The sequence below is a fragment of the Streptomyces sp. NPDC030798 genome, from assembly GCF_055572275.1.
The window spans coordinates 280,723-307,625 of sequence record NZ_JBVIDR010000009.1; the positions used below are offsets into that span (position 1 = coordinate 280,723).

The window sequence follows — 26,903 nt, forward strand, 5'->3', positions numbered from 1 at the left end:
GAGAGTGCGCCATCAACGCGTCCAGCCCTCCCGCTGCCGTCGAACTGCGCGGCATCACCAAGCGCTTCCCCGGCGTCGTCGCCAACCGCGACATCGACATCACGGTCCGCACGGGCACCGTCCACGCCCTGTGCGGCGAGAACGGCGCCGGCAAGTCCACCCTGATGAAGATCCTCTACGGCATGCAGCAGCCGGACGAGGGCACCATCACGGTCGGCGGCGAACAGGTCGTCCTGCACAACCCCGGCGACGCCATCGCCCGCGGCATCGGCATGGTGCACCAGCACTTCATGCTCGCCGACAACCTCACCGTGCTGGAGAACGTCGTCCTCGGTGCGGAGAAGCTGTACGGCATCGGGGGCAAGGCGCGGGCGAAGATCAAGGAGATCTCCGACGCCTACGGGCTGAACGTCCGCCCCGACGTCCTCGTGGAGGAGCTGGGCGTCGCCGACCGCCAGCGCGTGGAGATCCTCAAGGTCCTCTACCGCGGCGCCAAGACCCTCATCCTGGACGAGCCGACCGCCGTGCTCGTGCCCCAGGAGGTCGACGCGCTCTTCGCCAACCTGCGCGAGCTCAAGGCCGAGGGCCTCACCGTCATCTTCATCTCCCACAAGCTGGGCGAGGTGCTCTCCGTCGCCGACGAGATCACCGTCATCCGCCGCGGCACGACGGTCGGTACCGTCGAGCCGGGCGGCACCACGCCCAAGCAGCTCGCCGAGCTGATGGTCGGCAGCGAGCTGCCCACCCCGGAGACCGAGGAGTCCACCGTCACGGACGTCCCCATGCTCACGGTGGACGGCCTGCACCTCACCCAGACCGACCTCGACGGCATCGAGCGGATCATCCTGGACGAGGTCGGCTTCACCATCCACAAGGGCGAGGTCCTCGGCATCGCCGGCGTGGAGGGCAACGGCCAGTCCGAGCTGGTCGAGGCGATCATGGGCATGCGCCACCCGGACGCCGGCGTCGTCACCCTCGACGGCACCGACATCTCCCGGATCCCCACCCGCGACCGCCGCGAGTCGGGCATCGGCTACATCCCCGAGGACCGCCACCGCCACGGCCTGCTCCTCGAGGCCCCGCTGTGGGAGAACCGCATCCTCGGCCACGTCACCGAGAAGCCCAACTCCCGCGGCGGCCTGCTCGACATCAAGGCCGCCCGCACCGACACCGAGCGGATCGTCCGCGCCTACGACGTACGCACCCCCGGCATCGAGGTCACCGCGGCCTCGCTGTCCGGCGGCAACCAGCAGAAGCTGATCGTCGGCCGCGAGATGAGCCACGCCCCCAAGCTGCTCATCGCCGCCCACCCCACCCGAGGCGTGGACGTCGGCGCCCAGGCGGCCATCTGGGACCACATCCGCGAGGCCCGTCGCAAGGGCCTGGCCGTGCTGCTGATCTCCGCCGACCTGGACGAGCTGATCGGCCTCTCCGACACCCTGCGGGTGATGTACCGCGGCCGCCTGGTCGCCGACGCCGACCCCGCCACCATCACCCCCGAAGAGCTGGGCTCCGCCATGACGGGTGCGGCCACCGGCCACCTGGAGCACGCAGAGGACGACGCGCGATGAACAAGCTGACCTCACGCATCGACAAGGAGCGGCTGCTCCTCGGGATCGCGGCACCGCTGCTCGCGATCGTCGCCGCCCTCGTCGTCACCACCCTGGTGATCCTCGCGACCGGCAAGAACCCCGGCGGCGCCTTCTCCGACATGGTGACCTACGGCTTCGCCAGCGACAGCCAGGTCTACATCCTCAACAAGGCGACGACGTACTACCTCGCGGGTGTCTCGGTGGCCATCGGCTTCCGGATGAACCTGTTCAACATCGGCGTCGACGGCCAGTACCGGCTCGCCGCGTTCATCGCCGCCGTCCTCGGCGGGGCACTGACCGTGCCCGGCTGGATCGCCATCCCGCTGATCATCGTCTGCGCCATGGCGACCGGTGCCCTGTGGGCGGCCATCGCCGGCATCCTCAAGGTCACGCGGGGCGTCAGCGAGGTCATCTCGACCATCATGCTGAACTCCATCGCCACCGCGATCATCGCCTACCTGCTGCAGCCCGGGAAGCTGGCCCAGCTCGAACAGGGCGGCACCGTGGTCTCCACCAAGCCGCTGCCGTCGTCCTCGTACTTCTTCTCCATCAACACCGGTCCGGCCGGTGAGCTGTGGGGCTTCATCTTCCTCGCCGTGATCGTCGGTGTCGCGTACTGGTTCGTGCTCGGCCGCACCCGGTTCGGCTTCGACCTGCGCACTGTCGGCCAGTCCGAGAGCGCCGCCTCCGCGAGCGGTGTGTCGGTGAAGAAGATGGTCGCCACCAGCATGATCATCTCGGGTGCGGTGGCCGGTCTCATCGGCATGCCGACCCTGCTCAACGACAGCCACGCGTTCAGCAACGACTTCCCGGTCGGCATCGGCTTCACCGGCATCGCCATCGCGCTGCTCGGCCGCAACCACCCGATCGGCATAGCGCTCGGCGCCCTCCTGTGGGGCTTCCTGGAGCGCACCACCAACCACCTGGAGTTCCAGGGCTACGACAAGGAGATCCTCGGCGTGATCCAGGGCGTCATCGTCCTGTGCGTCGTGATCGCCTACGAGGTCGTGCGCCGCTACGGCCTCAAGCGCCAGCAGCAGCGGGTCGGCGCCGAGCTCGCCGCCCAGGCCGCCGCCCCGACGAAGAAGCAGGAGGTGGCGTGATGACTGCCACGATGACCGACGCGCCGCCGCCCGCGGCGCCCAAGGCGGCCACCGCGGCCAAGCGCCAGGGGCGCTCGACCGGCCAGATCCTCATGATCGTCGCAGGCGCCCTGCTGCTCGTCGCCGCGGTCCGCGTGATCACCGGCTCCAACCAGCTCGACTCCGCCGGCCAGGTCAGCGCCGCCCTCGGCCTCGCCGTGCCGATCGGCCTCGCCGGCCTCGCGGGCCTGTGGTCCGAGCGCTCCGGCGTGGTCAACATCGGCCTCGAGGGCATGATGATCCTCGGCACCTTCGGCGCCGGCTGGATCGGCTGGCAGTCCAGCCCCTGGCTCGGCCTGCTGTGCGGCATCGGCTTCGGTGTGCTCGGCGGCCTCGTGCACGCCGTCGCGACCGTCACCTTCGGTGTCGACCACATCGTCTCCGGTGTCGCGATCAACCTGCTCGCGCTCGGCATCACCCAGTACCTGGCCAAGCTGTTCTTCGCCGGCGGCAAGGCGGCCGACGCGGGCGGCAACCCCAAGCAGTCCCCGCCCGTGGACTCGCTGCCCGACGTCACCGTGCCCGGCCTGTCCGACGGCCTCGCCTCGCTCGAGAAGCACCACTGGTTCCTGATCTCCGACATCGCCGGCATCCTCGGCGGCCTGGTCACCAACCTGTCCGTGATCACCATCCTCGTCGCGGTGCTGTTCGCCGCCAGCTGGTGGATCCTGTGGCGCACCCCGTTCGGCCTGCGGCTGCGCTCCTGCGGCGAGAACCCGACCGCCGCGGAGTCCCTCGGCGTCAACGTCTACACGTACAAGTACGCGGCCGTGGCCGTCTCCGGCGGCCTCGCCGGACTCGGCGGCGCCTTCCTCGCGCTGGTCACCTCGCACACCTACCTCGAGGGCCAGACCGGCGGCCGCGGTTACATCGGCCTCGCGGCGATGATCTTCGGCAACTGGCGTCCCGGCGGCCTCGCCATGGGCGCGGGCCTGTTCGGCTACTCCGATGCGCTCCAGCTGCGCAACGGCGGCGTGACCGTCCACGCCCTGCTGCTCCTGCTGGTCGTCCTGCTCGTGGTCCTGGCCGGCTGGAAGCTGTACCGCAAGGCCCTGTGGCAGGGCGTGCTCAGCGCCGTCATGGCCGCTCTGGTGCTGGTCTGGTACCTGCTCACCGACGAGGTCCCGAGTGACTTCGTGGGCGCCACCCCCTACGTCGTCACACTGCTCGTGCTGTCCCTGTCGGCGCAGCGCCTGCGGATGCCCAAGGCGGACGGCATGCGCTACCGGAAGGGCCAGGGCAAGTGAGCCGGGACACCGCCGCGTTCGACTGGGAGGCCCTGCGCACCGAGGCGCGGGAGGCCATGACCCACGCCTACGTCCCCTACTCGAACTACCCGGTCGGCGTGGCCGCCCTGGTCGACGACGGGCGCACGGTCAGCGGCTGCAACGTCGAGAACGCCTCCTACGGCCTCGGCCTGTGCGCCGAGTGCGGGCTCGTCTCCCAGCTCCAGCGCACCGGCGGCGGTCGCCTCACCCACTTCACCTGCGTGGACGGCGAGGGCGCCCTGCTCGTGCCGTGCGGCCGCTGCCGCCAGCTGCTGTGGGAGTTCGGCGGGCCCGACCTGCTCCTGGACACTCCCGAGGGCGTCCTGCCGCTCTCCGAGATGCTGCCGCAGGCCTTCGGCCCCGGCCATCTCACCAAGTAACTCCGGTACGGCCCCCCTGACCGCCGACGCGCTCAGGGGGGCCGTGCACTTCGCACCTCCCGGAAGGAAGCCATCGCCATGGCCATGGACGCCATCTCCGTCATCCGCACCAAGCGGGACCGCGGCGAACTGACCGACGAGCAGATCGACTGGGTCATCGACGCCTACACCCGCGGCGAGGTCGCCGACGAGCAGATGTCCGCGCTCGCCATGGCGATCCTGCTCAACGGCATGAACCGGCGCGAGATCGCCCGCTGGACCGCGGCGATGATCGCCTCCGGCGAGCGCATGGACTTCTCGTCCCTGTCCCGCCCCACCGCCGACAAGCACTCCACGGGCGGCGTCGGCGACAAGATCACGCTGCCCCTGGCCCCGCTGGTGGCGGCCTGCGGCGCGGCCGTGCCGCAGCTCTCGGGCCGGGGCCTCGGCCACACCGGCGGCACCCTGGACAAGCTGGAGTCGATCCCCGGCTGGCGGGCGCTGCTCTCCAACGAGGAGATGCTGTCGGTGCTCGACGGCACCGGCGCGGTGATCTGCGCGGCGGGCGACGGCCTGGCCCCGGCGGACAAGAAGCTGTACGCGCTGCGCGACGTGACCGGCACGGTCGAGGCGATCCCGCTGATCGCCTCCTCGATCATGTCGAAGAAGATCGCGGAGGGCACGGGCTCCCTGGTCCTGGACGTCAAGGTCGGCACCGGCGCCTTCATGAAGACGCTGGAGGACGCCCGTGAGCTGGCCTCCACGATGGTCGGACTCGGCACCGACCACGGCGTGAAGACGGTCGCGCTGCTGACGGACATGTCGACCCCGCTCGGCCTGACCGCCGGCAACGCCCTCGAGGTCCGTGAGTCGGTCGAGGTGCTGGCGGGCGGCGGCCCGGCGGACGTGGTGGAACTGACGCTGGCCCTGGCACGGGAGATGCTGGACGCGGCGGGCGTCAAGGACGCCGACCCGGCGAAGGCCCTGGCCGACGGCTCCGCCATGGACGTCTGGCGCCGGATGATCGCGGCCCAGGGCGGCGACCCGGACGCCCCGCTGCCCACGTCCCGCGAACAGCACGTCGTCAAGGCACCCTCGTCCGGCGTCCTCACCCGCCTCGACGCCTACGACATCGGCATCGCCGCCTGGCGCCTCGGCGCCGGCCGCGCCCGCAAGGAGGACCCGGTGCAGGCGGCGGCGGGCGTCGAACTGCACGCCAAGCCGGGCGACACGGTGACCGAGGGCCAGCCCCTGCTGACCCTCCACACGGACACCCCGGAGCGCTTCGCCTACGCCCTGGAGGCGGTGCAGGGTTCCTACGACGTCGCGGCCCCCGGCACGTCCTTCACCGCCACCCCCGTGGTGCTGGAACGTATCGCCTGACCTGGGGATTCCTCGTTCGGGTGAACGGGACCGGTGGACCTCCACCGGTCCCGTTCGGCATGCTGGGATCGGTGACGCACCGATAGGAGACCGCCATGAGCGCACTCACCGTGAGCCAGGACGCCGACCAGAACTGGGACGACCTCGTCCGGTACTGGGAGGAGATGGAATGGCCCGAGGGCAGCAAGGTGGAGATCATCGAGGGGATCATCACCGTGTCACCTGCTCCCGCATACCGCCACAACCTGATTGCTGAAGGCATCCAGCGTCGCCTCTACTCAGTGATCCCCGACAACTGGGGGATCTTCCAGACGCTGGCCATCGCCGTGCCATCGCGTCTGGGCATGCTCATCCCGGACCTGGTGGTGGCTCCCAGGCAGGAGCGCCCCGAGGCGGACTCCCACATTCCCGCCGCCCTCGCCGAACTCGTCGTCGAGGTGACCTCCAAGTCCAACGCCCGCCAGGACCGCGTCGGCAAGCCCGCCGCCTACGCCACCGCGGGTGTTCCGTTCTACCTGCTCGTCGACCGCTGGGCGCCAGGAGGCCCCACGGCCACGCTGTACGGGGAGCCCAAGGGCGAGGTCTACCGGGTCCTCAGCGCGGTGAAGTTCGGCGATCCCATCAGGCTGCCGGAGCCGTTCGACGTGACGATCGACACCGGCGAGTTCCCCGACGACTGACCGTCACCCCAGTACCGCCGCCACCCCGACCAGCACCGGGACGGACACCACCGTCGACAGCAGGATCGACTCACGGGCCAGCGACTCGGCCACGCGGTAGCGTCCGGCGTAGGTGAAGAGGTTCTGGGCCGCCGGGAGGGCGGAGGTGACCACCACGTCCAGAAGCGGCGCGCCGTGCAGGGCGAAGACGGACCGGGCCAGGGTCCAGGCCACCAGCGGCTGGCCCACGGACTTCAGTGCCACGGACAGCAGCACCGGCTGCCGGTCCCGCCCCCGGCCGGGGGCGGCGGCGCCGTGCAGGGACATCCCGAAGACGAGCAGGGCCGCCGGAACGGACATGTTGCCGATCAGGGTGAGGGGCTGCAGGACCGGGCCGGGGATCCGCCACCCTGCTGCCGACACCACCACACCCGACAGCGAGCCGACGGCGATCGGGTTGCGCAGCGGCGTCAGCAGGCGCTGCCACACCGTGCCCTTCTCACCCATGTCGGACAGGTCGAGGACCGTGAGCGCGACCGGCGTCACCAGCACGACCTGGAACAGCAGCACCGGTGCCACCAGGGACGCGTCGCCCAGGACGTACGCCGCGATCGGGATGCCGAGGTTGCCCGAGTTGACGTAACCGGCGCACAGGGCGCCGATCGTGGTCCGGCCCACGCCCCAGCGCCGTACCGCACCGACCGCCACGAAGACGCCCGCGACCGCCGCCGTGCTCAGCGCGGTCACGAGGAGGCGGCTGGAGAAGAGCAGCGCCAGGTCGGCCCTGGCCAGAGTCGTGAAGAGGAGCGCGGGGCCGGCCACCGTGAAGGCCAGCCTCGTCAGCACCTCACCGCCCCGCTCGCCGAGCGTCCCGCGCCGCCCGAGCACATACCCCACCCCGATGACGACCGCGATCACCGCAAACCCGCTCAGCACCCCCTGCACGCCCCCACCCTCGGGCGCGACACCCGGCCGGGTCAATGTGATCCTGCCTGGGTGCCCGTCGGGTCGGGGCAGCCGTGGAGTCGCCTCGGTGCCCCCGCCCGATGAGTTCCGTCCGGTCCGCCGGTCTACCGTACGTGGATGCCAGGACACCGGCCGTGCTCGTGCTGACCGGCCCCGTCACCCGGGACGAGGTGCCGGGGCTGTGCGAGACCGTGCGCGCGCTGCTGGAGGAGGGCGGCGCCAACGGGGTCGTCGTCTGTGACGTGGGCGGGCTCGGACCGCCGGGCCTCGGGACCGTCGACCTGCTCGCGCGGCTGGAGCTGGCCGCGCGCCGGGCCGGCGGGCGGATCCGGCTGCGGGACCCCGACCCGGCGCTACCCGCCCTGCTCGACCTCGTCGGCCTCCGCTTCCAGATGGAGCGGCAGCCCGAACAGAGGGAACCACCGCTTGGTGTCGAGGAAGCAGTGGAAACCGGTGATCCGGCCCTCTGACAGCTCCAGCACCTGCACCGCCCAGGCGGTGAACCCGCCCGCATCCGGGTCCGGCTTGTAGTGCGCGAAGCCCGGCAGACCGTTCGCCCGGACCGGCCGCAGACGGGAGCCGGCGCAGGCGGCGCCGAGGGTGGTCATGAAGCCGGTGATGTCCGCCGTGCCCCGCAGCCACAGGTCGAACGGCGGCATCGTCATGACCGCGTCCTCGTGCAGCAGCGCCGTCAGTGCCGTCATGTCGTAGCCCTCGAAGGCCTTGACGTAGCGCTCCAGCAGCTTCTGCTGCTCCTCGTCCAGCGGGTCGGAGACGTCCCCCGCGGGCCCGCTGTCCCCGCGCTCGGCGAGCGTCGCCCGCGCCCGCTGCAGCGCGCTGTTGACCGACGCCACCGTCGTCCCCAGCAGCTCGGCGACCTCGCTCGCCTTCCAGGCCAGCACCTCGCGCAGGATCAGCACCGCCCGCTGCTTGGGCGGCAGCTGCTGCAGGGCCGCCATGAAGGCCAGCCGGACCGACTCCTTGGCGACGGCCGCCTCCGCCGGGTCACCCAGCGCCGGCAGCACCCGCGCGTCCGGCATCGGCTCCAGCCAGGTGTTGTCCGGGCGGGGTGCGAGGGCCGCCTGCGCGAGCGGGGTCGACTCGCTGAGGTCCATCGGGCGGGCCCGCTTGTTGCCGGCCGACAGCATGTCCAGGCACACGTTCGTCGCGATCCGGTACAGCCACGAGCGCAGCGAGGACCGGCCCTCGAACTTGTCGTAGCTCCGCCAGGCCCGCACCAGGGTGTCCTGCACCGCGTCCTCGGCCTCGAAGGACGAGCCCAGCATCCGGTAGCAGTACCCGGTCAGCTCGGTCCGGTGCTTCTCCAGCGCGACGTCGAGGTCCGCCGTCGCCGTGCCGTTGTCCATTGGTCCACCCACCCCTGTGGCCGTCCTGTCCGCGCCTTCGCGCCCAGCACTTCGGAAGCTACCGCAGCCCACTGACAACGGCCCCCCGAGCGAACGAAACCGCAGTTCGGGCGAGCCGCCGCGCGAGGCGCAGTCACGACACCCCCCGCCCGGCGAGCAGGGGGTGCGGGTCTCGGCCGGAGCCTCAGTGTGCCGCCACCGGCGTCCTGCGGGCCGCCGTCCGGGCCGCGCGGGTCCCGAGGACGGTGATCGCGACGACGCCGAGGACGGCGAGGATGCCGACGCCGACCGTGCCCGCCCAGCCGCTCGCGTGAAAGGCCGTCGCGCCGATCGTGCTGCCGACGCTGGAGCCGACGTAGTACGCGGACTGGTAGAGCGCGGAGGCCTGGGCGCGGCCCCGGGTGGCCGTCTTGCTGACCGCAGAGGAAGCGACCGCGTGCCCCGCGAAGAAGCCCGCCGTGATCAGCACCAGCCCCAGCAGGACCAGCGGGAGCGAGGGCGCCAGGGAGAGCAGCAGGCCCGCCGCCGTGGTACCGCCCGCCAGGTACAGCGCGCCCCGGCGGCCGAGCCGGCCCACCAGGCGGCCCGCCGTCGACGCGGACACCGTGCCCACCAGGTAGACCAGGAAGACCGAGCCGATGATGCCCTGCGGCAGCCCGAACGGCGCCTCGGTCAGGCGGTAGCCGATCACCGTGTACACGCCGCCGAACACCGTCATGAACAGCGCGCCGATCGCGTACAGGCGGCGCAGCAGCGGGTCGGAGAGATGACCGCGGACCGTGCCGAGCAGCACGCGGGGGCGCAGCGAGCCCGGAGCGAAGTGCCGCGGAGCCGGCAGCAGCAGCCGGAACGCCACCGCGCACACGACCGCGATCACGCCGATCACGCCCACCGAGACGCGCCAGCCCCACTCCTGTGCCACCCAGCCGGTGATCACCCGGCCGCTCATGCCGCCGACGCTGTTCCCCGCGACGAACAGGCCGATCGCCGTCACCAGTGCCTTCGGCCGCACCTCCTCGGCCAGATACGCCTGCGCCGAGGCCGGCAGCCCGGCCAGCGCCGCGCCCTGCACCGCCCGCAGCACCACCAGCGTGCCGAGGGACGGCGCGAACGGCACCAGCACCCCGACGGTCACCGCGACCGCCAGCGAACCCGTCATCACGGTACGGCGGCCGAAGCGCTCCGACAGGGCGCTCATGGGCAGCACGAACAGGGCCAGCCCACCGGTCGCGGCCGCCACGGTCCAGCTCGCCTCGCTCGCCGCCACCCCGAACTCGCCGGAGATCAGCGGCAGCAGGGCCTGCGTGGAGTACAGCAGCGCGAAGGTCGCGACTCCGGCGAGGAAGAGGGCGAGGCTCATCCGGCGGTAGCCGGGGCCACCCGGAGTCATACGGGTGTCGGGGTCGGCGGCGGGGACGGGGGAGTGCGGGACGGCGTCCACGGTGGCGGACGCCCCGGTACTGGCGGGAGACATGCCACGACCGTAAGGATCACCTCTCTCATCCGTCCAATGCACGGAACGGCCATAATCGTTCCCATGGCGCATCAGCACAGCTCACAGCCTCGCCTGTCACCGTCCAGTGACACAGAAGACATGATGGAGATGTCGCGGCTGCTCGCCCCGCGTCTCGCCCACTTCGCCGGCGTGGCCCGCACCGAGCACGTCACCCGGGCCGCCCTGGAGATGAACGTCCCCCAGTCGACCCTGTCCCGCGCGATGGCCCGCCTGGAGCAGGACCTGGGCGTCGACCTGTTCGCCCGGCACGGCCGCACGGTCTCCCTCACCACCGCCGGGCGCACCTTCCTCGCCTCCGTCGAGCGTGCCCTGGCCGAGATCGAGCGCGCCGCCGAGGAGGTCCGCGCGGACGCCGACCCGGCCACCGGCAAGGTCGCCTTCGGCTTCCTGCACACCATGGGCGCCGAGACGGTCCCCGGCCTGCTGCACGCCTTCCGCGCCGACCACCCGCGCATCCGCTTCAGCCTCGTCCAGAACTACGGCGAGGCCATGCTGGAGCGGCTGCGCGCCGGCGAACTGGACCTGTGCCTGACCTCCCCGGTGCCGGACGCCCCCGACCTGGTGGCGCGCCGCCTGGACGAACAGAAACTCCGCCTGGTCGTCCCCGCCGACCACCGCCTGGCCGCCCGCCGCCGCATCCGCCTCGCCGAGGCCGCCGACGAAACGTTCGTCACCCTCGAGCCCGGCTACGGCCTGCGCCGCATCACCGACGCCCTGTGCCGCGAGGCCGGATTCAAGCCCCGCGTGGCCTTCGAGGGCGAGGAGGCGGAGACGCTGCGCGGCCTGGTCGCGGCCGGCCTGGGCGTCGCGCTCCTTCCGCCGCCGACCGTCCCCCGGCCGGGCGTGGTCGAACTGACGGTCACGGCGCCCCGAGCGGCCCGCGAAATCGGTGTCGCCTGGCTGGCGGACCGCCCGGACACCCCACCGGTGGCGGCCTTCAAGAAGTTCCTCCTGTCGAGGAGGGGGAATCTGCTGCCGGCCTAGGGCCTCTCGGGCGGATCATGCCGGGCTCGCGGGTCGGCCGGCCCTACCGTCTCGACTTGCCGAACCCCGCCGCCAGCGGCATCCGCAGGCCGATCGGGGGCGGCGCGGCCAGGGCGTCCTCCACCGGGCGGGAGAGGTGGTGGCCGAAGAGGGCGCCCATCGTGAAGTCGACGGCGAGGGAGAGGACCTCGTCGCGGTGCTGGTGCAGGGCGTGGCCGTCGGAGTGGACCTCGAACCGGCACACGTCGCGGTTGGCCTTCTTGGCGCGGGAGGCGAGGCGGAAGGACAGCTCGGGGTCGGTGCGTTCGTCGTTGGTGCCGTGGACGATCAGGACCCGGCGGCCGACGAGCTGCTTCACCGGTTCGGCGGGCGCGGCCACGTCCTCCTCCGGGAGCCACGGGGCAAGGGCGACCACGGAGTTCACGGCCTCGTGCCCGCCGGCCCGCAGCGCGGCCCGCCCGCCCATGTCCACGCCCACCAGGCACACGGGCACGTCCCCGTACCGTCGTACGACCTCGTCGGCGGCCCACTCGGCGTCGCCCGCGAGGTGCGCCTGGCTGCCGTTCCAGCCGCGATAGCGGTAGTGGACGGTGTGGACGGCCAGGCCCTCCGCGCGGCCCGCGCGGGCGAACCGGCGGCCCAGGGAACGGACGAAGGCCGCCGCCAGGAGCGGCGACGGCCGGCGGGCGGACACCTCCTGCCCGCCGGGCAGCAGCAGCACCGCCCCGCTCACCGCCGTCGGCTCCGGACCGACTCCCTTACCCAGCCGGGCCGTTCGGACCGGCGTCGCTTGCTGTCCCATGGCAGAACAGTGTCAGAAGCGACCGTGTACGAAACCCGTCCGGGCGGTCACCGTTACATATCGGCGGAACCGTAAAGGCCGGCCTGCGGGTTTCGCGGGTTTCTCCAGGTGCTCTACGCGCGTAGGCGGTAGAGTGCGGCAATGACGAGCCAGACTGCACCGATCGGGACCGTTCCCACGCCGGACCAGATCCGGCGGGCGCCCAAGGTTCTGCTGCACGATCATCTCGACGGCGGGCTCCGCCCCGGAACCGTCGTCGAACTCGCCCAGGAGTCCGGCTACTCCCACCTTCCGGAGAGCGACCCCGACAAGCTGGGCATCTGGTTCCAGGAGGCCGCCGACTCCGGCTCGCTGGAACGGTATCTGGAGACCTTCCGGCACACCGTCGGCGTGATGCAGACCCGGGAGGCCCTCGTCCGGGTCGCCCGCGAGTGCGCCGAGGACCTCGCCGAGGACGGCGTCGTCTACGCCGAGGTGCGCTACGCCCCCGAGCAGCACCTGGAGGGCGGGCTGAGCCTGGAGGAGGTCGTCGAAGCGGTCAACGAGGGCTTCCGCCGGGGAGAGCGGCTCGCCCGCGAGAACGGGCACCGCATCCGGGTCGGCGCGCTGCTGACCGCGATGCGGCACGCGGCCCGCTCCCTGGAGATCGCCGAACTCGCCAACCGCTACCGCGACCTGGGCGTCGTCGGCTTCGACATCGCCGGCGCCGAGGCCGGCCATCCGCCCACCCGGCACCTGGACGCCTTCGAGTACCTGAAGCGGGAGAACAACCACTTCACCATCCACGCCGGGGAGGCCTTCGGGCTGCCGTCCATCTGGCAGGCACTGCAGTGGTGCGGAGCGGACCGGCTCGGGCACGGGGTGCGGATCATCGACGACATCGAGGTCCGCGAGGACGGCTCCGTACGGCTCGGGCGGCTCGCGTCGTACGTCCGGGACAAGCGGATCCCGCTGGAGCTGTGCCCCAGCTCCAACCTGCAGACCGGGGCCGCGCCCTCCTATGCCGAGCACCCCATCGGGCTGCTGCGCCGGCTGCACTTCCGGGCCACCGTGAACACCGACAACCGGCTGATGTCGCACACGAGCATGAGCCAGGAATTCGAGCACCTCGTCGAGGCGTTCGGCTACACCCTCGACGATCTGCAGTGGTTCACCGTCAATTCCATGAAATCCGCGTTCATTCCTTTCGATGAACGGCTTGCGATGATCAATGACGTGGTCAAGCCCGGATATGCCCTGCTGAAATCCGAATGGCTGTTCCGGCAGGCCGTCCCCACCAGCGGTTCTGTGGCGACGGAGGGGTAGGGGCGGGCGCCGTCCTCCGGGGAATGTGGACGGGCGTTCACAACCCGTCCGCATTTCGGTGTTTGCGGCGGGGGAGCCGGGCTGTTTACGGTCCAGAAACGTTCATCGTCTTTTGCTCTCCGTCTCCGCATTTCAAGGACGCGTTCCATGAAGCACTCTGCTGCAAGGACCCTCTCCGTCGCCGCCCTCGGTGCCGCCTTCGCCGCCGTCGGCGCGGGCGCGGCCGCCGCGGCCCCGGCCACCGGCCCGACCGCCGCCCCGGCGGGCCCGGCCCTGGACTCCGTCACCAGGACGCTGCCGGCCGAGAACGTCTCCGGCGCGCTGCCGGCGCGGGCCGGTGAGGGCATCGCCCGGGGGCAGGGCGCCCTCGCCTCCGGCGTCGCCACCGGGCAGACGGCCGTCGGCCGGGCGCTGGCCGACAACCCGGCCGGGCCGGTCAAGAACCGGATCGGCGGCCTGCCGGTGTCCACCAGCCTGGGCGGGATCCCGCTGGGCTGAGGCCGGTCCTCGAGTCACGCCGCTGGGACGCCCCGGAGCCGACCGGGAGCGCCCCAGCGGCGTTTTCCGGTGCGGGCCGGTCACCAGGCCGTGCGGGCCCTGTCCTCGGACGGCAGCAGGATCCACAGCGCTATGTAGAGCAGGAACTGGGGGCCGGGCAGCAGGCACGACAGCAGGAAGATCACCCGCATCGTCGTCGCGGACGTGCCGAAGCGCCGTGCCAGTGCGGCGCACACTCCGCCGATCATGCGGCCGTGGGTGGGGCGGGCAAGGGCGGTCATGTCGGCTCCTCCGTGGTCGTCGGCTCGCTCCCGAGCCGTCTGCCGGGCCGCCCGGGTGGCGGCCTCAACTGGTCTCCACGGTACGGAGACGAACGGGACGAAGCGTCACTCTAAGGGGCGATACCGACCCTGGGAATCGTCGGGGTCCGCCCCTGGGGGATCTCCTCCGGTACGCCGGTCCGCCCGGCCGGACGCGGTCCGTGCTGCTCCCGGCGGCGCAGCCAGGCCCGGCCCGCCGGCACCACGGCCAGGTGCGCCAGGGCCACGCCGACGGTGTTCAGCAGCAGCGAGTCGACGTCGACGACCCTGCCGGGCACGCCGGTCTGCAGCAGGGCGATGCCGAGGGAGAGCAGGGCGGCCGTGGCCGCCGTACGGATCAGGGAGGCCAGCGGGGAGACGGTGAGCCGGCCGTGCGTCATCGGCAGCAGCACGCCCAGCGGCGCGAGCAGCGCCAGCCCCTCACCGATGCGTCTGGCCGCCTCGGCCGGGCCCAGCGCCAGGTCGGCCCGGATACCGGCCAGCGGGCGCAGGTTGGCGGGCATCACCCAGGGGACGTCCAGGGGCCGCAGCATCAGCCAGGCGACGAGCGCGAGGTGGGCGACGAGGAGGACACCCCCTGTCACCCGGATGCGGATCGCGGCGCTGCCGCCGATGGAGCCTTGACGCTGCACGCCCCCCTAGACGCACCCGTGTGCACGATCGGTTCCGCATCGGCCACGCAGAGCCCCCTGAGGCATCGCCCACACCACACCCCGGCGACCGGCTCGGCCGACGCCACCCGACGACCGCCACGGCCCGGACGGCGGCTGCGCAGAGGCTCGCGTGGCACCGAGCAGCGGCCCCGCGGGGGGTCGGCGGGCTGGTGCGGGCCCCGGTGGTGGCTCATTGGGGGGTCGGTTGGGGGGCGCTCGGGCTTGGTGGTGGATGACCTGACGCCCGGTGACGGCTCGGCCGGGGTCCTGCGGTGGCTGGTCCGGGGATCCGGCGGCGGTCCGTCCCGCTGGTGCGACGGCGGCTCGCGTGTAGGGCGGTGACGGCTCGGCCGGGGTCCTGCGGTGGTTGGTCCGGGGATCCGGCGGCGGGCCGTCCCGCTGGTGCGACGGCGGCTCGCGTGCAGGGCGGTGACGGCTCGGCCGGGGCCCTGGGACGGCCGTTCCGGGGCCCGGTACCGGCTCGGCCGACTGGGCGGTGGCGGCCGGCTCGTATCGTGAACGGCTGCTCGGCTCGCGCTCCGGCGGTGGCTCGATGCGGGCCTGACGGAGCAGGTCGGCGCGGCCTCAGGGACGTCGGCCCCGACCCTCTGACGGGTGGCGAGCCGGTCGGCGACGACCCGACCGTTCACCGCCCCTCAGCCGTGCAGCGGAGGCCTCTCAGCCCGTGCTTGCCTCGGTGGACGGTGGTGTGGTGTTGCCCGGGTGGTTGCGGACGTCGTCGGTGCACTCGTAGCGGCGCAGGGGGCCCGTGCGCCCGCCCAGGACGACCGAGCCGTCGCCCTCGGTGGCCGTCGAGTCGGAGAGGGTGCACACCAGCTGGGCCAGGGCGTAGTGGGTGAGCCGGGAGGGGGCGGCGTTCAGCCGCAGCGCGTCCTCCGGGTCCTTGGGGCGGGGTCCGGACACGCTGAGGCCGCCCGGCACGTACGTCGTGTAGCGCGCCGCCCGTTCGGCGGCCGACGGGGACGCCGCGAGTTCGTCCAGCAGGCCCTGCGCGACGATGACCCGGCGCCGCGCGTCCGGGGTGCCGGCCGGCACCCGCACCGTCCGGTCGACGGTCACCAGGGACGAGCCGCACAGCAGGAAGACCTGGACGGGCACCCCGTGCGCGGTCTGCGTCGACACGTCGGGTCCGGGCAGCGAGCACGGCACCCGGGAGGGCGCCGCGCCGAAGTCCGTCGGCACCTCGGTGGTGCGGATCCCGCACCCGGTGAGCAGCGCGGCGAGGAGGGAGGCCGCCAGCAGGTGCCGTACCGTCGCCGCGGTCATGTTTCCTCCCTCCCCGCAGCCGGATCCGGGGCCGCGTCCGGGTGCCAGTTCGCCGCGGGGTCGCCGCCGGTGCCGGAGTCGGAGTCCGTGGGCCTGCCGGCCTTGCCGTCCTCGCCGTCCCCGTCCGTCAGCCGGGCCGCGTCCCGAGGCAGTCGCAGCGTGAACACCGCGCCGCCGTCGGGGGAGTTGGCCGCGGTGATCTCGCCGCCGTGGATGTGGGCGTTCTCCAGCGCGATGGACAGGCCCAGCCCGCTGCCCTCGGAGCGCGGGCGGGAGGCGCTCGCCTTGTAGAAGCGGTCGAAGACGTGCGGCAGGACGTCCTCGGGGATGCCGGGCCCGTGGTCGCGCACGGCGATGACGAGGTCGTCGCCCCCGTCGCCGGAGGCGATCCGCACCGACACCCGGACCGGCGACCCGCCGTGCTTGAGGGCGTTGCCGATCAGGTTGGCGAGGATGACGTCCAGGCGCCGCGGGTCCAGCCGGGCGTGGATGCCGCGCTCGGCGTCCAGCTCGACGGCGTCCAGCCAGGCGCGGGCGTCGATGCAGGCGGTGATCTGGTCGGCGATGTCGACGTCGTCCAGGACGAGCCGGGCGGTGCCCGCGTCGAAGCGGGTGACCTCCATCAGGTTCTCGACCAGGTCGTTCAGGCGCCGGGTCTCGCTGACCACCAGCCGTACGGCCGGCTCGATCATCGGGTCGATGCCGCCGCTCTCGGAGTCCAGCTCCTCCTCCAGCACCTCCGTGACGGCGGTGATGGCGGTCAGCGGCGTCCGCAGCTCATGGCTCATGTCGGCCACGAAGCGGCGCGAGGCCTCGTCCCGGGCGGCCATGTCGGCGACCCGTTTCTCCAGCGCCTCGGCCGCGTTGTTGAACGTCCGTGACAGGTCGGCGAGTTCGTCGGTGCCCGACACCCTGAGCCGGGTGTCGAGGCGGCCCTCGCCGAGCCGCCGGGCGGCCACCCCGAGCCGGTGCACCGGCTTCAGTACGGTCGTGGCGGCGGCCTGCGCGAGCAGCGCCGAGCCGATCAGCGCCAAACCCGTCGCGATGCCCAGCGACCAGGCCAGCGAGTTGAGGTCCTTGGCCTCCGGCTCCAGCGACTTGGCCATGTAGCCCGTCGGCCCGCCGCCGGCCAGCCGGGTGCCGGCCACCAGGTACGGGGTGCCGTGCTCGTCGACCCGCTGCCAGTACAGGTGGTACTCCGAGGAGTTGCCGTCGCCCACCTTCTGCCGCTTGTTCACGGCGGCGCGCAGCGACGCGGGCACGTCCTGCAGCGAGAACCCGTTCAGTCCGCCGGACGTGCCGTACACCGTCTTGCCGTTCGGGTCCTGGCCGACCAGCAGCACGCTGAAGCGCTGGCTGCTCGCCGCCATCTGACCCGCCGCGTGCTGCAGTTCGTCCTGCGTCGGGTGCGGCGGCAGGGCGCCCGTCCGGGTCTGCATCTCCTGCTTGAAGTCGCGCAGCACCGCGTCCTGCGCGCGGGTGAGCACCGCCTCCCGGTTCAGCCAGTAGGCGATGCCCGACGCCGACACCGCCGCGGTGAGCGCGACCAGACCGAAGACGACGACCAGGCGCAGCCTGAGGCTGGTGAACCTGAGCCGTGACAGACTTCCCTTGCGCCCCGCGGCCCAGCCGCGCAGCCCCCCTTGCGTCTCGGTCACTGAGGAGCGTCCAGGCGGTAGCCGACACCACGGACGGTACGGATCAGGGTCGGGGACGAGGGCACGTCCTCCACCTTGGCGCGCAGCCGCTGCACACACGCGTCCACCAGGCGCGAGTCGCCCAGGTAGTCGTGCTCCCACACCAGCCGCAGCAACTGCTGGCGGGACAGCGCCTGACCGGGCCGCCGGCTCAGCTCCAGCAGCAGCCGCAGCTCGGTCGGGGTCAGCTGCAGATCCTCGCCGTTCTTCGTCACGGTCATCGCGGACCGGTCGATGACGAGGCTGCCGAAGGTCGCCGAGTCGCTGGACTCGCGCTCCCCGCGCCGCAGCACGGCCCGGATCCGGGCGTCCAGCACCCGCCCCTGCACCGGCTTGACGACGTAGTCGTCGGCGCCGGACTCCAGCCCGACGACCACGTCGATGTCATCGCTGCGGGCGGTCAGCAGGATGATCGGCAACTGGTCCGTGCGCCGGATGCGCCGGCACACCTCGAACCCGTCGATGCCGGGCAGCATCACGTCCAGCACGATCAGATCCGGCCGCTGCTCGCGCAGCAGCTTCAGACCGTCCTCACCGCTGGCAGCGGTGGCCACCCGGTGACCCTGGCGCGTCAGGGAGAGCTCCAGGGCCGTGCGGATGGCGTCGTCGTCCTCGATCAGCAACAGGGAAGGCACGGGCACATTCTGGCCCATGGACGGGGTCTCGTACGACCTGTCGGCACCACGCCCGCGTCCGGTCCTCCCTACCGCCACCACCTGTGCGCGCTCTGTGACGGGACTGGGCCGGACCCCTGTGACAGGTCTGTGACAGTCGGCTGACACGGCCATGAAGGTCGCTCGGCAAGCTACTCGGCACAGGCAAGGAAGCAACGCCGAGCAAGACACCGAGCAAGGCGAACACCGGAAGTCCACGACGGGGAGCGCGAGATGAACACGCTGCACAGCATCAGCACCAGCGCAGTGGTCACGCGTCTGCACGACGTGCACCGGGGTTCGGAGAAGTCCGGTGCTGATGGGGGTACCTCCCGCACGAGCGCATTCGAGCGTGGGGGAGGCCGGGGGTGCGCTCGCGGCGCCGGGCGTCAGCACACCGGGTACATGACGGTGGTTGACGCGTACACGGGGGAATCGCACGGGGGATCCGCGTACAGGGAGGACTCGGGGGAGCGCCGTTCGCTGACCGAGGCGGAGTTCACCGCCTACGTCCAGGAGCGCCGCGCCTCCCTGTACGCCACCGCCTACCACCTGACCGGCGACCGCTACGAGGCCGAGGACCTGCTGCAGAGCGCGCTGTTCTCGACGTACCGGGCGTGGGAGCGGATCAGCGACAAGGCTGCGGTCGGCGGCTACCTGCGCCGCACCATGACGAACCTGCACATCAGCGCCTGGCGGCGCCGCAAGCTCAACGAGTACCCGACCGAGGAACTGCCGGAGACGCCCGGCGAGACGGACGCGATGCGCGGCACCGAGCTGCGCGCGGTCCTGTGGCAGGCGCTGGCGCGGCTGCCCGAACTCCAGCGCACCATGCTGGTCCTGCGCTACTACGAGGGCCGCACGGACCCGGAGATCGCGGAGATCCTCGGCATCAGTGTCGGCACGGTGAAGTCCAGCATCTGGCGGTCGCTCCGCCGGCTGCGCGAGGACGAGGTCCTCAGCTTCGGCCGTGACGAGGAGAACGCCTTCGGCGAACTGGTCGCCTGAAGGTCGGGGGTCACTGGGGGGTGGCCCCGGGAGCACGGGGAAACGGGGGACCACTGGGGGGTGGAATCCCAACGGGGGGACACGGGGGAACACGGGGGAGCACGGCAGAGCGGGACTGGTGGGCTGGGGGGCCCATCCAGTCCCGCTTCTGTGTGTCCGTGCTCTCGCACGCCGAGGCTGCCGTGCGGGGCATGCCGGGTACGAGCGTCACGCCACCGTCTGGCGGTGCCCCTGCCGTCCCGCTGCCGCTGCCGCCAGCCGCCCCAGTGCCTCGTCGCGGTCGCAGGGATGCGCGCCCAGGGACACCTGGCGGGTGACGATGGACCGCTCGGCGCGCATCAGCCGCCAGCCGCGGCGCAGCAGGAACGGCACCGACTTGCGGCCCTCCTTCAGGTCGCGCAGAAAGCGGCGCCGGAAGGTGGTGACCGGACCCCGGGTCAGGCACAGCGCGTCGGCGAGCACACCCCGTTCGCGGCAGCGCTCCACGATCTCGGCGGCGAAGATGCCCTCCGCGATGAACAGCGGGGTGCGCCCGATGTGCAGCGTCTCCTCGCCGGTCCGGGCGCTCCGCGCGATGTCGTACACCGGTACGGGTGTCGCCCCGGTCCTGCACAGGCGGGTGATGGCCTCGACGGCGACGTCCGCGTCCCACGACAGCGGATGGTCCCAGTCGATGTCCGAACTCCCGTCCACCAGCGGCAGCGTCGGGTCGTCGCCCTCCTTGTAGAAGTCGTCGAGGCGCAGCACGGGAAGCCCGGAACGGGCGGCGACGAGGGACTTGCCCGAGCCCGAGGGGCCGCAGAGCAGCACGACGCGGGCGGGGGGCGGGGGATGAATGCTCACGGAACACCAGTTTGACGTATGGCGCGCCACCTGCCGACCCCGTGGGTCGGCTTTTGAGCACGGATCACACGTCAATTACCCTTCGTGTTATAAGTCTCACTCAACGTGACAGCGCCCGTTCGACCGAAGGTGGCTCCCGCCATGGCACGACCCCTGCCCTCCGCCCACCGCACCGCACAGCTCACCGTGCTCGCCCTCGCCACCGCCTCGGTGGCGCTGGCCGTGGGCGCGGCGACGGCGTCCGCCGACAACGCCGCCGTGGACCTGCGGTCCATCAGGACCAGCCCCGTCGCCCTCCCGGTCGACAACGACGTCCCGCTCTCCGGCCTGACCGGTCCGCTCACCCAGACGGGCTCCCTCGGCGCCGTCCCGACGCTGGAGCAGCTCGGGGCCCTGCTGGGCGGCGGTGGCGGCGCGGCGGCCTGAGGGGCGCGACCGGGAGAGCCGCGCCGCCCCCGGACGGAGGGACGGCGCGGCTCGGCAGGTGGAGGACCCCTCGGCGGCCCCGGGAGCCCTCGGCGGCTCTCAGTAGGAGGAGCCGGAGGCGCCCAGGGAGCCCGTCGGGTGCCAGACGGTCTTCGTCTCCAGGAAGGCCGTCAGGCGGTCGGTCCCGGGTGTCTCGAAGTAATCCACAGGCTGTGGACGCAGTACGCGCTTGAGGTTGTCCGCCGCCGCGATCTCCAGCTCCTTGGCCAGCGCCTCGTCGGCGCCCGCGAGGTCGATCGCGTTGACGTCCTGGTGCGCGGCCAGCGGCGCCGCGATCTCCGCCGTACGGCCGGAGAGCACGTTGACGACTCCGCCGGGGACGTCGGAGGTGGCCAGCACCTCGCCCAGGGAGAGGGCGGGCAGCGGGGCCTTCTCGGAGGCGACCACGACCGCCGTGTTGCCGGTGGCGATCACGGGGGCCAGGACCGAGACCAGGCCGAGGAAGGACGACTCCTGCGGCGCGAGTACGGCGACCACGCCGGTCGGCTCCGGGGAGGAGAGGTTGAAGTACGGGCCCGCGACCGGGTTGGCGCCGCCGATCACCTGGGCGATCTTGTCGGTCCAGCCCGCGTACCAGACCCAGCGGTCGACCGTCGCGTCCACGACCGCCGCCGCCTTCGACTTCGACAGGCCCTCCGCGTCGGCGACCTCCCGCGTGAACTGGTCGCGCCGGCCCTCCAGCATCTCCGCGACGCGGTACAGGACCTGGCCGCGGTTGTAGGCGGTCGCGCCGGACCAGCCGCCGAACGCCTTGCGCGCGGCGACCACCGCGTCACGGGCGTCCTTGCGGGAGGACTGGGGGGCGTTGGCCAGCCACTTGCCCTTTGCGTCGGTCACCTCGTACACCCGGCCGCTCTCGGAACGCGGGAACTTGCCGCCCACGTACAGCTTGTAGGTCTTGAGGACACTCAGTCGCGCGTCAGACATCGAGGTACGCCTCCAGGCCGTGGCGGCCGCCCTCGCGGCCGAAGCCCGACTCCTTGTAACCGCCGAACGGCGAGGTCGGGTCGAACTTGTTGAACGTGTTGGACCAGACGACACCGGCGCGCAGCTTGTTCGCGACGGCCAGGATCCGGGAGCCCTTCTCGGTCCAGATGCCCGCCGACAGGCCGTACGGCGTGTTGTTCGCCTTGGCGACCGCCTCGTCGGGCGTGCGGAAGGTGAGGACCGACAGCACCGGACCGAAGATCTCGTCACGGGCGATGGTGTGCGCCTGGGTGACGCCGGTGAACAGCGTCGGCGCGAACCAGTAGCCGGCCGAGGGCAGTTCGCAGGCCGGGGACCAGCGCTCGGCGCCCTCCGCCTCGCCCTGCTCGGCGAGCGTGGTGATCCGGGCGAGCTGCTCGGCGGAGTTGATCGCGCCGATGTCGGTGTTCTTGTCCAGCGGGTCGCCGAGGCGCAGCGTGGACAGACGGCGCTTGAGGGAGTCCAGCAGCTCGTCCTGGATCGACTCCTGGACCAGCAGGCGGGAGCCCGCGCAGCAGACCTGGCCCTGGTTGAAGAAGATGCCGTTCACGATGCCCTCGACGGCCTGGTCGAGGGGGGCGTCGTCGAAGACGATGTTGGCGCCCTTGCCGCCCAGTTCGAGGGTGAGCTTCTTCCTCGTCCCGGCGACCGTGCGGGCGATCTCCTTGCCGACGGCCGTGGAGCCGGTGAAGGCGACCTTGTTCACGTCCGGGTGCGCGACGAGCGCGGCACCCGCGTCGCCGTAGCCCGGGAGGATGTTGACGACACCCTTGGGCAGGCCCGCCTGGCGGCAGATGTCCGCGAAGAACAGGGCCGACAGGGGAGTGGTCTCGGCGGGCTTCAGGACGACCGTGTTGCCGGTGGCGAGCGCCGGGGCGATCTTCCACGCCAGCATGAGCAGCGGGAAGTTCCAGGGGATGACCTGGCCGGCGACGCCGAGCGGCTGGGGGTTCGGCCCGAAGCCCGCGTGGTCGAGCTTGTCGGCCCAGCCCGCGTAGTAGAAGAAGTGCGCGGCGACCAGGGGCAGGTCGGCGTCGCGGGTCTCCTTGATCGGCTTGCCGTTGTCCAGCGTCTCCAGGACGGCCAGCTCGCGGCTGCGCTCCTGGACGATCCGGGCGATGCGGAACAGGTACTTCGCGCGCTCGGAGCCGGGCAGCGCCGACCACTTCTCGAACGCCTTGCGGGCGGCCTTGACGGCGCGGTCGACGTCCTCGGCGCCGGCCTGCGCGACTTCGGAGAGGACCTCCTCGGTGGACGGGCTGACCGTCTTGAAGACCTTGCCGTCGGCGGCCTCGGTGAACTCGCCGTCGATGAAGAGGCCGTACGAGGGCGCGATGTCGGCGATCGCGCGCGACTCGGGGGCGGGTGCGTACTCGAATGCGGATGCCATGGGGATCAGTCCACCGTCACGTAGTCGGGGCCGGAGTAACGGCCGGTGGCCAGCTTCTGCCGCTGCATCAGCAGGTCGTTCAGCAGCGAGGAGGCGCCGAAGCGGAACCAGTGGTTGTCCAGCCAGTCCTCGCCCGCGGTCTCGTTGACCAGGACCAGGAACTTGACCGCGTCCTTGCTGGTGCGGATGCCGCCCGCGGGCTTCACGCCGACCTGGACACCGGTCTGGGCGCGGAAGTCGCGCACCGCCTCCAGCATGAGCAGGGTGTTGGCGGGCGTGGCGTTCACCGCCACCTTGCCGGTCGACGTCTTGATGAAGTCGGCCCCCGCCAGCATGCCCAGCCAGCTCGCCCGGCGGATGTTGTCGTACGTCGACAGCTCGCCGGTCTCGAAGATGACCTTCAGCCGGGCGTTCGCACCGCAGGCCTCCCTGACGGCGACGATCTCCTCGTACACCTTCAGGTACTTGCCCGCGAGGAACGCGCCCCGGTCGATGACCATGTCGATCTCGTCGGCGCCCGCGGCGACGGCGTCCCGGACGTCGGCCAGCTTCACCTCCAGCGCGGCACGTCCGGCCGGGAAGGCGGTGGCGACGGACGCGACCTTGACGCCGGAGCCGGCGACGGCCTCCTTGGCGACGGCCACCATGTCGGGGTAGACGCAGACCGCGGCCGTGGCGGGGGCCGTACGGTCCGTCGGGTCGGGGCGGACCGCCTTGGCGCCGAGCGCCCGGACCTTGCCCGGGGTGTCCGCGCCTTCCAGCGTCGTCAGGTCGACCATCGAGATGGCGAGGTCGATGGCGTACGCCTTCGCGGTGGTCTTGATGGAACGGGTGCCGAGAGACGCGGCGCGCGCCTCCAGGCCGACCGCGTCGACGCCGGGCAGCCCGTGGAGGAAGCGGCGCAGCGTGCTGTCGGACGCGGTGACGTCTGAGAGCCGGTGTGCGGTGGGTGCAGTGGTGGGCATGGTCACCAGACGAGCATATCTACGCGCGTAGCAGCTGTACAGCCCCGGAAGCTCGCGAGCCACCGCGCACCGCCCGCACCCGCGCGACGACGGATGCCGCACGGCGCCCGGGCGGCTCGTCCGGTCACCGCGGGCATCATGCAGAATCGGGGGCATGACGACCCCGGACCCCCAGTCACCCGCGCCGAAGCCCCCGGCGTCCACCGCCAAGGACCTGGCCTACCGCTCGCCCCTGGCGCTCGTGGGCGGTGTGCTGCTGCTCGCCCTCGCCGGCTGGCTGGGTTTCGACGCGCTCGTCCGCGGGCACGGCCGCACGCCCTGGCTGGCGCTGGCGGCGCTCATCCTCGTCGTCCCTCTGGTGATCGCCTTCACCCTGCGCCCGGCGGTCTTCGCGGGCGAGGACCGGCTGCGGGTCCGCAACCCGTTCCGGGTGATCACTCTGCCCTGGGGCGAGATCGCCTCCCTGCGCTCCGGATACACCAACGAGGTCATCGCCAACTCCGGCGACAAGTACCAGCTGTGGGCCGTCCCCGTCTCGCTGCGCGCCCGCAAGAAGGCGGCCCGCAGCCAGGCCCGCGCGGCGGGCGCGGCCCAGCGGGGCAGCCGGCCCGGCGGCCCGGGCCTCGGCGGTTTCGGCACCTTCGGCGCGTTCGGCGGCGGCGCCGCCGGCGCGGAGGACGGACCGACCCGCGCGGAGACCGACAAGATCATGGCCGACCTCCGGGAGACCCTGGAGCGCCGCGGCAAGGACCGGTCGGCGCAGGGCGAGGTGACCGTCCGCTGGTCCTACGAGGTGCTCGCTCCGGCGGCGGCCGGCGCGATCCTGCTCGCGATCCTGCTGGCCACGGGCTGAGCGGGCGCCCCGGCGGCGCGAGCAGGAAAACCGGGCTGCGGCCGGCCCGCACGGGCGGCCGGCATGGCGGGACGCCGGAACTGCTGTGGGACGACGTCAGGGAGTTCTTCGAAGGGCCGGGCGTGCCGGGGGCCCTCTGGGCGGGGCGCCCCGGCGCGGGGCGGGTCAGATGCCGGCGGCTGCCGACAGGTCGCGCTTGATGGCCGTGAGGAGTTCGCTCGCGCGGGCCCGGGCCGCCGGGAGGCCGGCGGCGGTCGGGACCGGGACGACGACCTCCAGGTAGCACTTCAGCTTGGGCTCGGTGCCGCTGGGGCGGACGATGACGCGGGCGCCGTCGAGCGTGTAGCGCAGGCCGTCGGTGGGCGGGAGCGTGTCCGTGCCGCGGGTCAGGTCCTCGGTGCGGGTGATGGGCAGGCCGGCCAGTTCCGTCGGCGGCTGCTCGCGCAGGCGGCGCATCGCGTCCGCGATCAGGGACAGGTCCTGCACCCGGACCGAGAGCTGGTCGGTGGCGTGCAGGCCGTGCTCCACGGCGAGGTCGTCCAGCAGGTCCAGGAGCGTACGGCCCTCCTCCTTGAGCTGCGAGGCGAGCTCCGTGATCAGGAGGGCGGCCGTGATGCCGTCCTTGTCGCGTACGCCCTCGGGGTCCACGCAGTAGCCGAGGGCCTCCTCGTAGCCGTAGCGCAGGCCGTCCACGCGGGCGATCCACTTGAAGCCGGTGAGCGTCTCCTCGTACGGCAGGCCCGCCTTCCCGGCGATCCGGCCGAGGAGGGAGGAGGAGACGATCGACTCGGCGAACACGCCGGTCGCGCCCCGGCGCACCAGATGGGCGGCGAGCAGGGCGCCGACCTCGTCGCCGCGCAGCATGCGCCAGTCGCCGCCGTCCTTGACGGCCACGGCGCAGCGGTCGGCGTCCGGGTCGTTGGCGATGACCAGGTCGGGGGCGGTGGCACGGGCCCGGGCGAACGCCAGGTCCATCGCGCCCGGCTCCTCCGGGTTGGGGAAGGCGACCGTCGGGAAGTCCGGGTCGGGCTCCGCCTGCTCGGCGACCAGCACCGGCTCCGGGAAGCCGGCCCGGGCGAACGCGGCCAGCAGCACGTCACGGCCGACGCCGTGCATCGCCGTGTAGACCGTACGGGCGGTGCGGGCGGAGCCGGCGGCGAGGACGGCGTCCGTACGGGCGAGGTACGCGTCCAGGACCGCGTCGTCCAGGGTGTCCCAGCCGGCCTCCGGGCGCGGTACGTCGTTCAGCGAGGCGATCGCGTCGATCTCGGCGGCGATCTCCGCGTCCGCGGGCGGGACGATCTGGGAGCCGTCGCCGAGGTACACCTTGTAGCCGTTGTCCCGCGGCGGGTTGTGGCTGGCGGTCACCTCGACGCCGGCGACCGCGCCCAGGTGGCGGATGGCGAAGGCCAGGACGGGCGTGGGCAGGGGGCGGGGGAGCACCGCGGCGCGCAGACCGGCGCCGGTCATCACGGCGGCGGTGTCCCGGGCGAAGTCGGCGGACTTGTGACGGGCGTCGTAGCCGATCACGACCAGGCCGGCGGTCTCGTCCCCGTGGGGGGTCCCGTGCTTCTTCAGGTACGCGGCGAGGCCCGCCGCGGCGCGGATCACGACGCTGCGGTTCATGCGCATCGGGCCGGCGCCGAGCTCGCCGCGCAGGCCGGCGGTGCCGAACTGGAGCGTGCCGCTGAAGCGCGCCGACAGCTCCGCCGTGTCCCCGGCCTCGATCAGCTTGGCCAGCTCGTCGCGCGTCTCCTGGTCGGGGTCCTCGGCGAGCCATGCCTTGGCCCGGGCGATGAGATCGTCGTGCACCTTGGGTTCAGCCTCTCCTGTGTGTGCCTGCTCCACCGGGGGCTCTGCCCCCCGGACCCCCGTTTCCACCCGCCCACGCGAGATCGCCGGTCGAGAAGTGAACGTACGGGAGTCCGTCACCGGCGCCGC

The 26,903-nt window shown here is 72.4% G+C and carries 27 protein-coding genes; 13 read left to right on the forward strand and 14 right to left on the reverse strand.

Translation table 11 applies throughout. The features are described from left to right. Positions 1-44 precede the first annotated feature (44 nt). The 6 genes from ACZ404_RS22305 to ACZ404_RS22330 all read left to right on the forward strand — a co-directional run bounded on the left by ACZ404_RS22305 (position 45) and on the right by ACZ404_RS22330 (position 6,424). A complete protein-coding gene (locus ACZ404_RS22305) occupies positions 45-1,571 on the forward strand; it encodes an ABC transporter ATP-binding protein (protein ID WP_468442651.1) in 1,527 nt (508 codons plus the stop codon). Next, a complete protein-coding gene (locus tag ACZ404_RS22310) occupies positions 1,568-2,695 on the forward strand; it encodes an ABC transporter permease (protein ID WP_468442463.1) in 1,128 nt (375 codons plus the stop codon). Before ACZ404_RS22305 ends, ACZ404_RS22310 begins: the two co-directional genes overlap by 4 nt. Then, positions 2,695-3,981 (forward strand): ABC transporter permease, encoded by a 1,287-nt coding sequence (locus tag ACZ404_RS22315; RefSeq protein WP_468442465.1) that lies wholly within the window; start codon positions 2,695-2,697, stop codon positions 3,979-3,981. Before ACZ404_RS22310 ends, ACZ404_RS22315 begins: the two co-directional genes overlap by 1 nt. Further along, positions 3,978-4,382 carry a cytidine deaminase gene (locus ACZ404_RS22320; protein WP_468442467.1) on the forward strand — a complete coding sequence of 135 codons (405 nt, stop codon included), beginning with the start codon at positions 3,978-3,980 and terminating at the stop codon, positions 4,380-4,382. The genes ACZ404_RS22315 and ACZ404_RS22320 overlap by 4 nt, the downstream gene beginning before the upstream one ends. A gap of 84 nt (positions 4,383-4,466) precedes the next feature. Then, on the forward strand, positions 4,467-5,744 hold the full coding sequence (locus ACZ404_RS22325) for a thymidine phosphorylase (RefSeq protein WP_468442653.1): 1,278 nt from the start codon (positions 4,467-4,469) through the stop codon (positions 5,742-5,744). 95 nt (positions 5,745-5,839) lie between these two features. Continuing rightward, the gene (locus tag ACZ404_RS22330; protein WP_468442469.1) at positions 5,840-6,424 is read left to right on the forward strand and encodes a Uma2 family endonuclease; all 585 of its coding nucleotides are present in this window, start codon (positions 5,840-5,842) and stop codon (positions 6,422-6,424) included. Positions 6,425-6,427: 3 nt separating this feature from the next. On the opposite strand, the gene ACZ404_RS22335 is transcribed toward ACZ404_RS22330, so the two are convergent. Further along, complete coding sequence (locus tag ACZ404_RS22335) at positions 6,428-7,348, reverse strand: AEC family transporter (protein WP_468442471.1); 921 nt, start codon at positions 7,346-7,348, stop codon at positions 6,428-6,430. A 101-nt stretch (positions 7,349-7,449) separates the two neighbouring features. Here ACZ404_RS22335 and ACZ404_RS22340 point away from each other — a divergent pair, with 101 nt between their 5' ends. Beyond that, the gene (locus tag ACZ404_RS22340; RefSeq protein WP_468442473.1) at positions 7,450-7,839 is read left to right on the forward strand and encodes an STAS domain-containing protein; all 390 of its coding nucleotides are present in this window, start codon (positions 7,450-7,452) and stop codon (positions 7,837-7,839) included. Here the strand turns inward: ACZ404_RS22340 and ACZ404_RS22345 are convergent. Continuing rightward, complete coding sequence (locus tag ACZ404_RS22345) at positions 7,723-8,736, reverse strand: sigma-70 family RNA polymerase sigma factor (protein ID WP_468442475.1); 1,014 nt, start codon at positions 8,734-8,736, stop codon at positions 7,723-7,725. The genes ACZ404_RS22340 and ACZ404_RS22345 overlap by 117 nt on opposite strands. Positions 8,737-8,920: 184 nt before the next feature. Next, positions 8,921-10,210, reverse strand: a complete 1,290-nt coding sequence (locus ACZ404_RS22350) for an MFS transporter (RefSeq protein WP_468442477.1) — start codon at positions 10,208-10,210, stop codon at positions 8,921-8,923. Positions 10,211-10,273: 63 nt separating this feature from the next. Between ACZ404_RS22350 and ACZ404_RS22355 the strand changes: the two genes are divergently transcribed. After that, positions 10,274-11,236 (forward strand): LysR family transcriptional regulator, encoded by a 963-nt coding sequence (locus ACZ404_RS22355; RefSeq protein ID WP_468442479.1) that lies wholly within the window; start codon positions 10,274-10,276, stop codon positions 11,234-11,236. Positions 11,237-11,279: 43 nt separating this feature from the next. On the opposite strand, the gene ACZ404_RS22360 is transcribed toward ACZ404_RS22355, so the two are convergent. Beyond that, a complete protein-coding gene (locus tag ACZ404_RS22360) occupies positions 11,280-12,038 on the reverse strand; it encodes a dienelactone hydrolase family protein (RefSeq protein ID WP_468442481.1) in 759 nt (252 codons plus the stop codon). A gap of 141 nt (positions 12,039-12,179) precedes the next feature. Here ACZ404_RS22360 and ACZ404_RS22365 point away from each other — a divergent pair, with 141 nt between their 5' ends. Continuing rightward, on the forward strand, positions 12,180-13,343 hold the full coding sequence (locus ACZ404_RS22365; protein WP_468442483.1) for an adenosine deaminase: 1,164 nt from the start codon (positions 12,180-12,182) through the stop codon (positions 13,341-13,343). A 147-nt stretch (positions 13,344-13,490) separates the two neighbouring features. Then, positions 13,491-13,841 carry an ATP-binding protein gene (locus tag ACZ404_RS22370; protein WP_468442485.1) on the forward strand — a complete coding sequence of 117 codons (351 nt, stop codon included), beginning with the start codon at positions 13,491-13,493 and terminating at the stop codon, positions 13,839-13,841. A gap of 80 nt (positions 13,842-13,921) precedes the next feature. Here the strand turns inward: ACZ404_RS22370 and ACZ404_RS22375 are convergent, their stop codons facing one another. From ACZ404_RS22375 to afsQ1, 5 genes are all read right to left on the reverse strand, one after another. After that, on the reverse strand, positions 13,922-14,122 hold the full coding sequence (locus ACZ404_RS22375; RefSeq protein WP_468442487.1) for a PspC domain-containing protein: 201 nt from the start codon (positions 14,120-14,122) through the stop codon (positions 13,922-13,924). A gap of 110 nt (positions 14,123-14,232) precedes the next feature. Continuing rightward, positions 14,233-14,793: a VanZ family protein gene (locus ACZ404_RS22380; RefSeq protein ID WP_468442489.1), complete on the reverse strand. Its 561-nt coding sequence runs from the start codon at positions 14,791-14,793 to the stop codon at positions 14,233-14,235. A 699-nt stretch (positions 14,794-15,492) separates the two neighbouring features. Then, on the reverse strand, positions 15,493-16,101 hold the full coding sequence (locus ACZ404_RS22385) for a hypothetical protein (protein WP_468442491.1): 609 nt from the start codon (positions 16,099-16,101) through the stop codon (positions 15,493-15,495). Next, complete coding sequence (locus tag ACZ404_RS22390) at positions 16,098-17,759, reverse strand: ATP-binding protein (RefSeq protein WP_468442493.1); 1,662 nt, start codon at positions 17,757-17,759, stop codon at positions 16,098-16,100. Before ACZ404_RS22390 ends, ACZ404_RS22385 begins: the two co-directional genes overlap by 4 nt. Next, complete coding sequence (gene afsQ1, locus ACZ404_RS22395) at positions 17,756-18,433, reverse strand: two-component system response regulator AfsQ1 (RefSeq protein ID WP_031024517.1); 678 nt, start codon at positions 18,431-18,433, stop codon at positions 17,756-17,758. The genes ACZ404_RS22390 and afsQ1 overlap by 4 nt, the downstream gene beginning before the upstream one ends. 252 nt (positions 18,434-18,685) lie before the next feature. On the opposite strand from afsQ1, the gene ACZ404_RS22400 reads away from it, so the two are divergent. Beyond that, complete coding sequence (locus ACZ404_RS22400) at positions 18,686-19,459, forward strand: SigE family RNA polymerase sigma factor (RefSeq protein ID WP_468442496.1); 774 nt, start codon at positions 18,686-18,688, stop codon at positions 19,457-19,459. Positions 19,460-19,666: 207 nt separating this feature from the next. Here ACZ404_RS22400 and ACZ404_RS22405 read toward each other — a convergent pair whose 3' ends face one another. Further along, on the reverse strand, positions 19,667-20,269 hold the full coding sequence (locus ACZ404_RS22405; protein WP_468442655.1) for a uridine kinase family protein: 603 nt from the start codon (positions 20,267-20,269) through the stop codon (positions 19,667-19,669). 174 nt (positions 20,270-20,443) lie between these two features. On the opposite strand from ACZ404_RS22405, the gene ACZ404_RS22410 reads away from it, so the two are divergent. Then, a complete protein-coding gene (locus ACZ404_RS22410; protein ID WP_468442498.1) occupies positions 20,444-20,728 on the forward strand; it encodes a hypothetical protein in 285 nt (94 codons plus the stop codon). 99 nt (positions 20,729-20,827) lie between these two features. Here the strand turns inward: ACZ404_RS22410 and ACZ404_RS22415 are convergent, their stop codons facing one another. From ACZ404_RS22415 to deoC, 3 genes are read right to left on the reverse strand one after another with little or no spacing between them, the layout of a single operon-like run. Continuing rightward, positions 20,828-21,715 (reverse strand): aldehyde dehydrogenase family protein, encoded by an 888-nt coding sequence (locus ACZ404_RS22415; protein ID WP_468442500.1) that lies wholly within the window; start codon positions 21,713-21,715, stop codon positions 20,828-20,830. Beyond that, positions 21,708-23,144, reverse strand: coding sequence for an aldehyde dehydrogenase family protein (locus ACZ404_RS22420; protein ID WP_468442502.1), 1,437 nt, complete (start codon positions 23,142-23,144; stop codon positions 21,708-21,710). The genes ACZ404_RS22415 and ACZ404_RS22420 overlap by 8 nt, the downstream gene beginning before the upstream one ends. A 5-nt stretch (positions 23,145-23,149) precedes the next feature. Further along, complete coding sequence (gene deoC / locus ACZ404_RS22425; protein ID WP_468442504.1) at positions 23,150-24,115, reverse strand: deoxyribose-phosphate aldolase; 966 nt, start codon at positions 24,113-24,115, stop codon at positions 23,150-23,152. Positions 24,116-24,263: 148 nt separating this feature from the next. Between deoC and ACZ404_RS22430 the strand changes: the two genes are divergently transcribed. Next, positions 24,264-24,962, forward strand: coding sequence for a PH domain-containing protein (locus tag ACZ404_RS22430; protein ID WP_468442506.1), 699 nt, complete (start codon positions 24,264-24,266; stop codon positions 24,960-24,962). Positions 24,963-25,127: 165 nt separating this feature from the next. On the opposite strand, the gene ACZ404_RS22435 is transcribed toward ACZ404_RS22430, so the two are convergent. Beyond that, entirely contained in the window at positions 25,128-26,774 is a 1,647-nt protein-coding gene (locus ACZ404_RS22435; protein ID WP_468442508.1) for a phospho-sugar mutase, read from the reverse strand. Between the last annotated feature and the right edge of the window lie 129 nt (positions 26,775-26,903).

Excerpts from the sequence above, each read along its gene's own strand:
- ACZ404_RS22315 (WP_468442465.1), top strand. The coding sequence starts at position 2,695 with ATGACTGCCACGATGACCGACGCGCCGCCGCCCGCGGCGCCCAAGGCG.
- ACZ404_RS22330 (WP_468442469.1), top strand. The coding sequence starts at position 5,840 with ATGAGCGCACTCACCGTGAGCCAGGACGCCGACCAGAACTGGGACGAC.
- ACZ404_RS22400 (WP_468442496.1), top strand. The coding sequence starts at position 18,686 with ATGAACACGCTGCACAGCATCAGCACCAGCGCAGTGGTCACGCGTCTG.
- ACZ404_RS22370 (WP_468442485.1), top strand. The coding sequence starts at position 13,491 with ATGAAGCACTCTGCTGCAAGGACCCTCTCCGTCGCCGCCCTCGGTGCC.
- ACZ404_RS22355 (WP_468442479.1), top strand. The coding sequence starts at position 10,274 with ATGGCGCATCAGCACAGCTCACAGCCTCGCCTGTCACCGTCCAGTGAC.
- ACZ404_RS22410 (WP_468442498.1), top strand. The coding sequence starts at position 20,444 with ATGGCACGACCCCTGCCCTCCGCCCACCGCACCGCACAGCTCACCGTG.
- ACZ404_RS22310 (WP_468442463.1), top strand. The coding sequence starts at position 1,568 with ATGAACAAGCTGACCTCACGCATCGACAAGGAGCGGCTGCTCCTCGGG.
- ACZ404_RS22350 (WP_468442477.1), bottom strand. The coding sequence starts at position 10,210 with ATGTCTCCCGCCAGTACCGGGGCGTCCGCCACCGTGGACGCCGTCCCG.
- ACZ404_RS22420 (WP_468442502.1), bottom strand. The coding sequence starts at position 23,144 with ATGGCATCCGCATTCGAGTACGCACCCGCCCCCGAGTCGCGCGCGATC.
- ACZ404_RS22375 (WP_468442487.1), bottom strand. The coding sequence starts at position 14,122 with ATGACCGCCCTTGCCCGCCCCACCCACGGCCGCATGATCGGCGGAGTG.
- ACZ404_RS22415 (WP_468442500.1), bottom strand. The coding sequence starts at position 21,715 with ATGTCTGACGCGCGACTGAGTGTCCTCAAGACCTACAAGCTGTACGTG.
- ACZ404_RS22345 (WP_468442475.1), bottom strand. The coding sequence starts at position 8,736 with ATGGACAACGGCACGGCGACGGCGGACCTCGACGTCGCGCTGGAGAAG.
- ACZ404_RS22430 (WP_468442506.1), top strand. The coding sequence starts at position 24,264 with ATGACGACCCCGGACCCCCAGTCACCCGCGCCGAAGCCCCCGGCGTCC.
- ACZ404_RS22340 (WP_468442473.1), top strand. The coding sequence starts at position 7,450 with ATGAGTTCCGTCCGGTCCGCCGGTCTACCGTACGTGGATGCCAGGACA.
- ACZ404_RS22365 (WP_468442483.1), top strand. The coding sequence starts at position 12,180 with ATGACGAGCCAGACTGCACCGATCGGGACCGTTCCCACGCCGGACCAG.
- ACZ404_RS22325 (WP_468442653.1), top strand. The coding sequence starts at position 4,467 with ATGGACGCCATCTCCGTCATCCGCACCAAGCGGGACCGCGGCGAACTG.
- ACZ404_RS22385 (WP_468442491.1), bottom strand. The coding sequence starts at position 16,101 with ATGACCGCGGCGACGGTACGGCACCTGCTGGCGGCCTCCCTCCTCGCC.
- ACZ404_RS22360 (WP_468442481.1), bottom strand. The coding sequence starts at position 12,038 with ATGGGACAGCAAGCGACGCCGGTCCGAACGGCCCGGCTGGGTAAGGGA.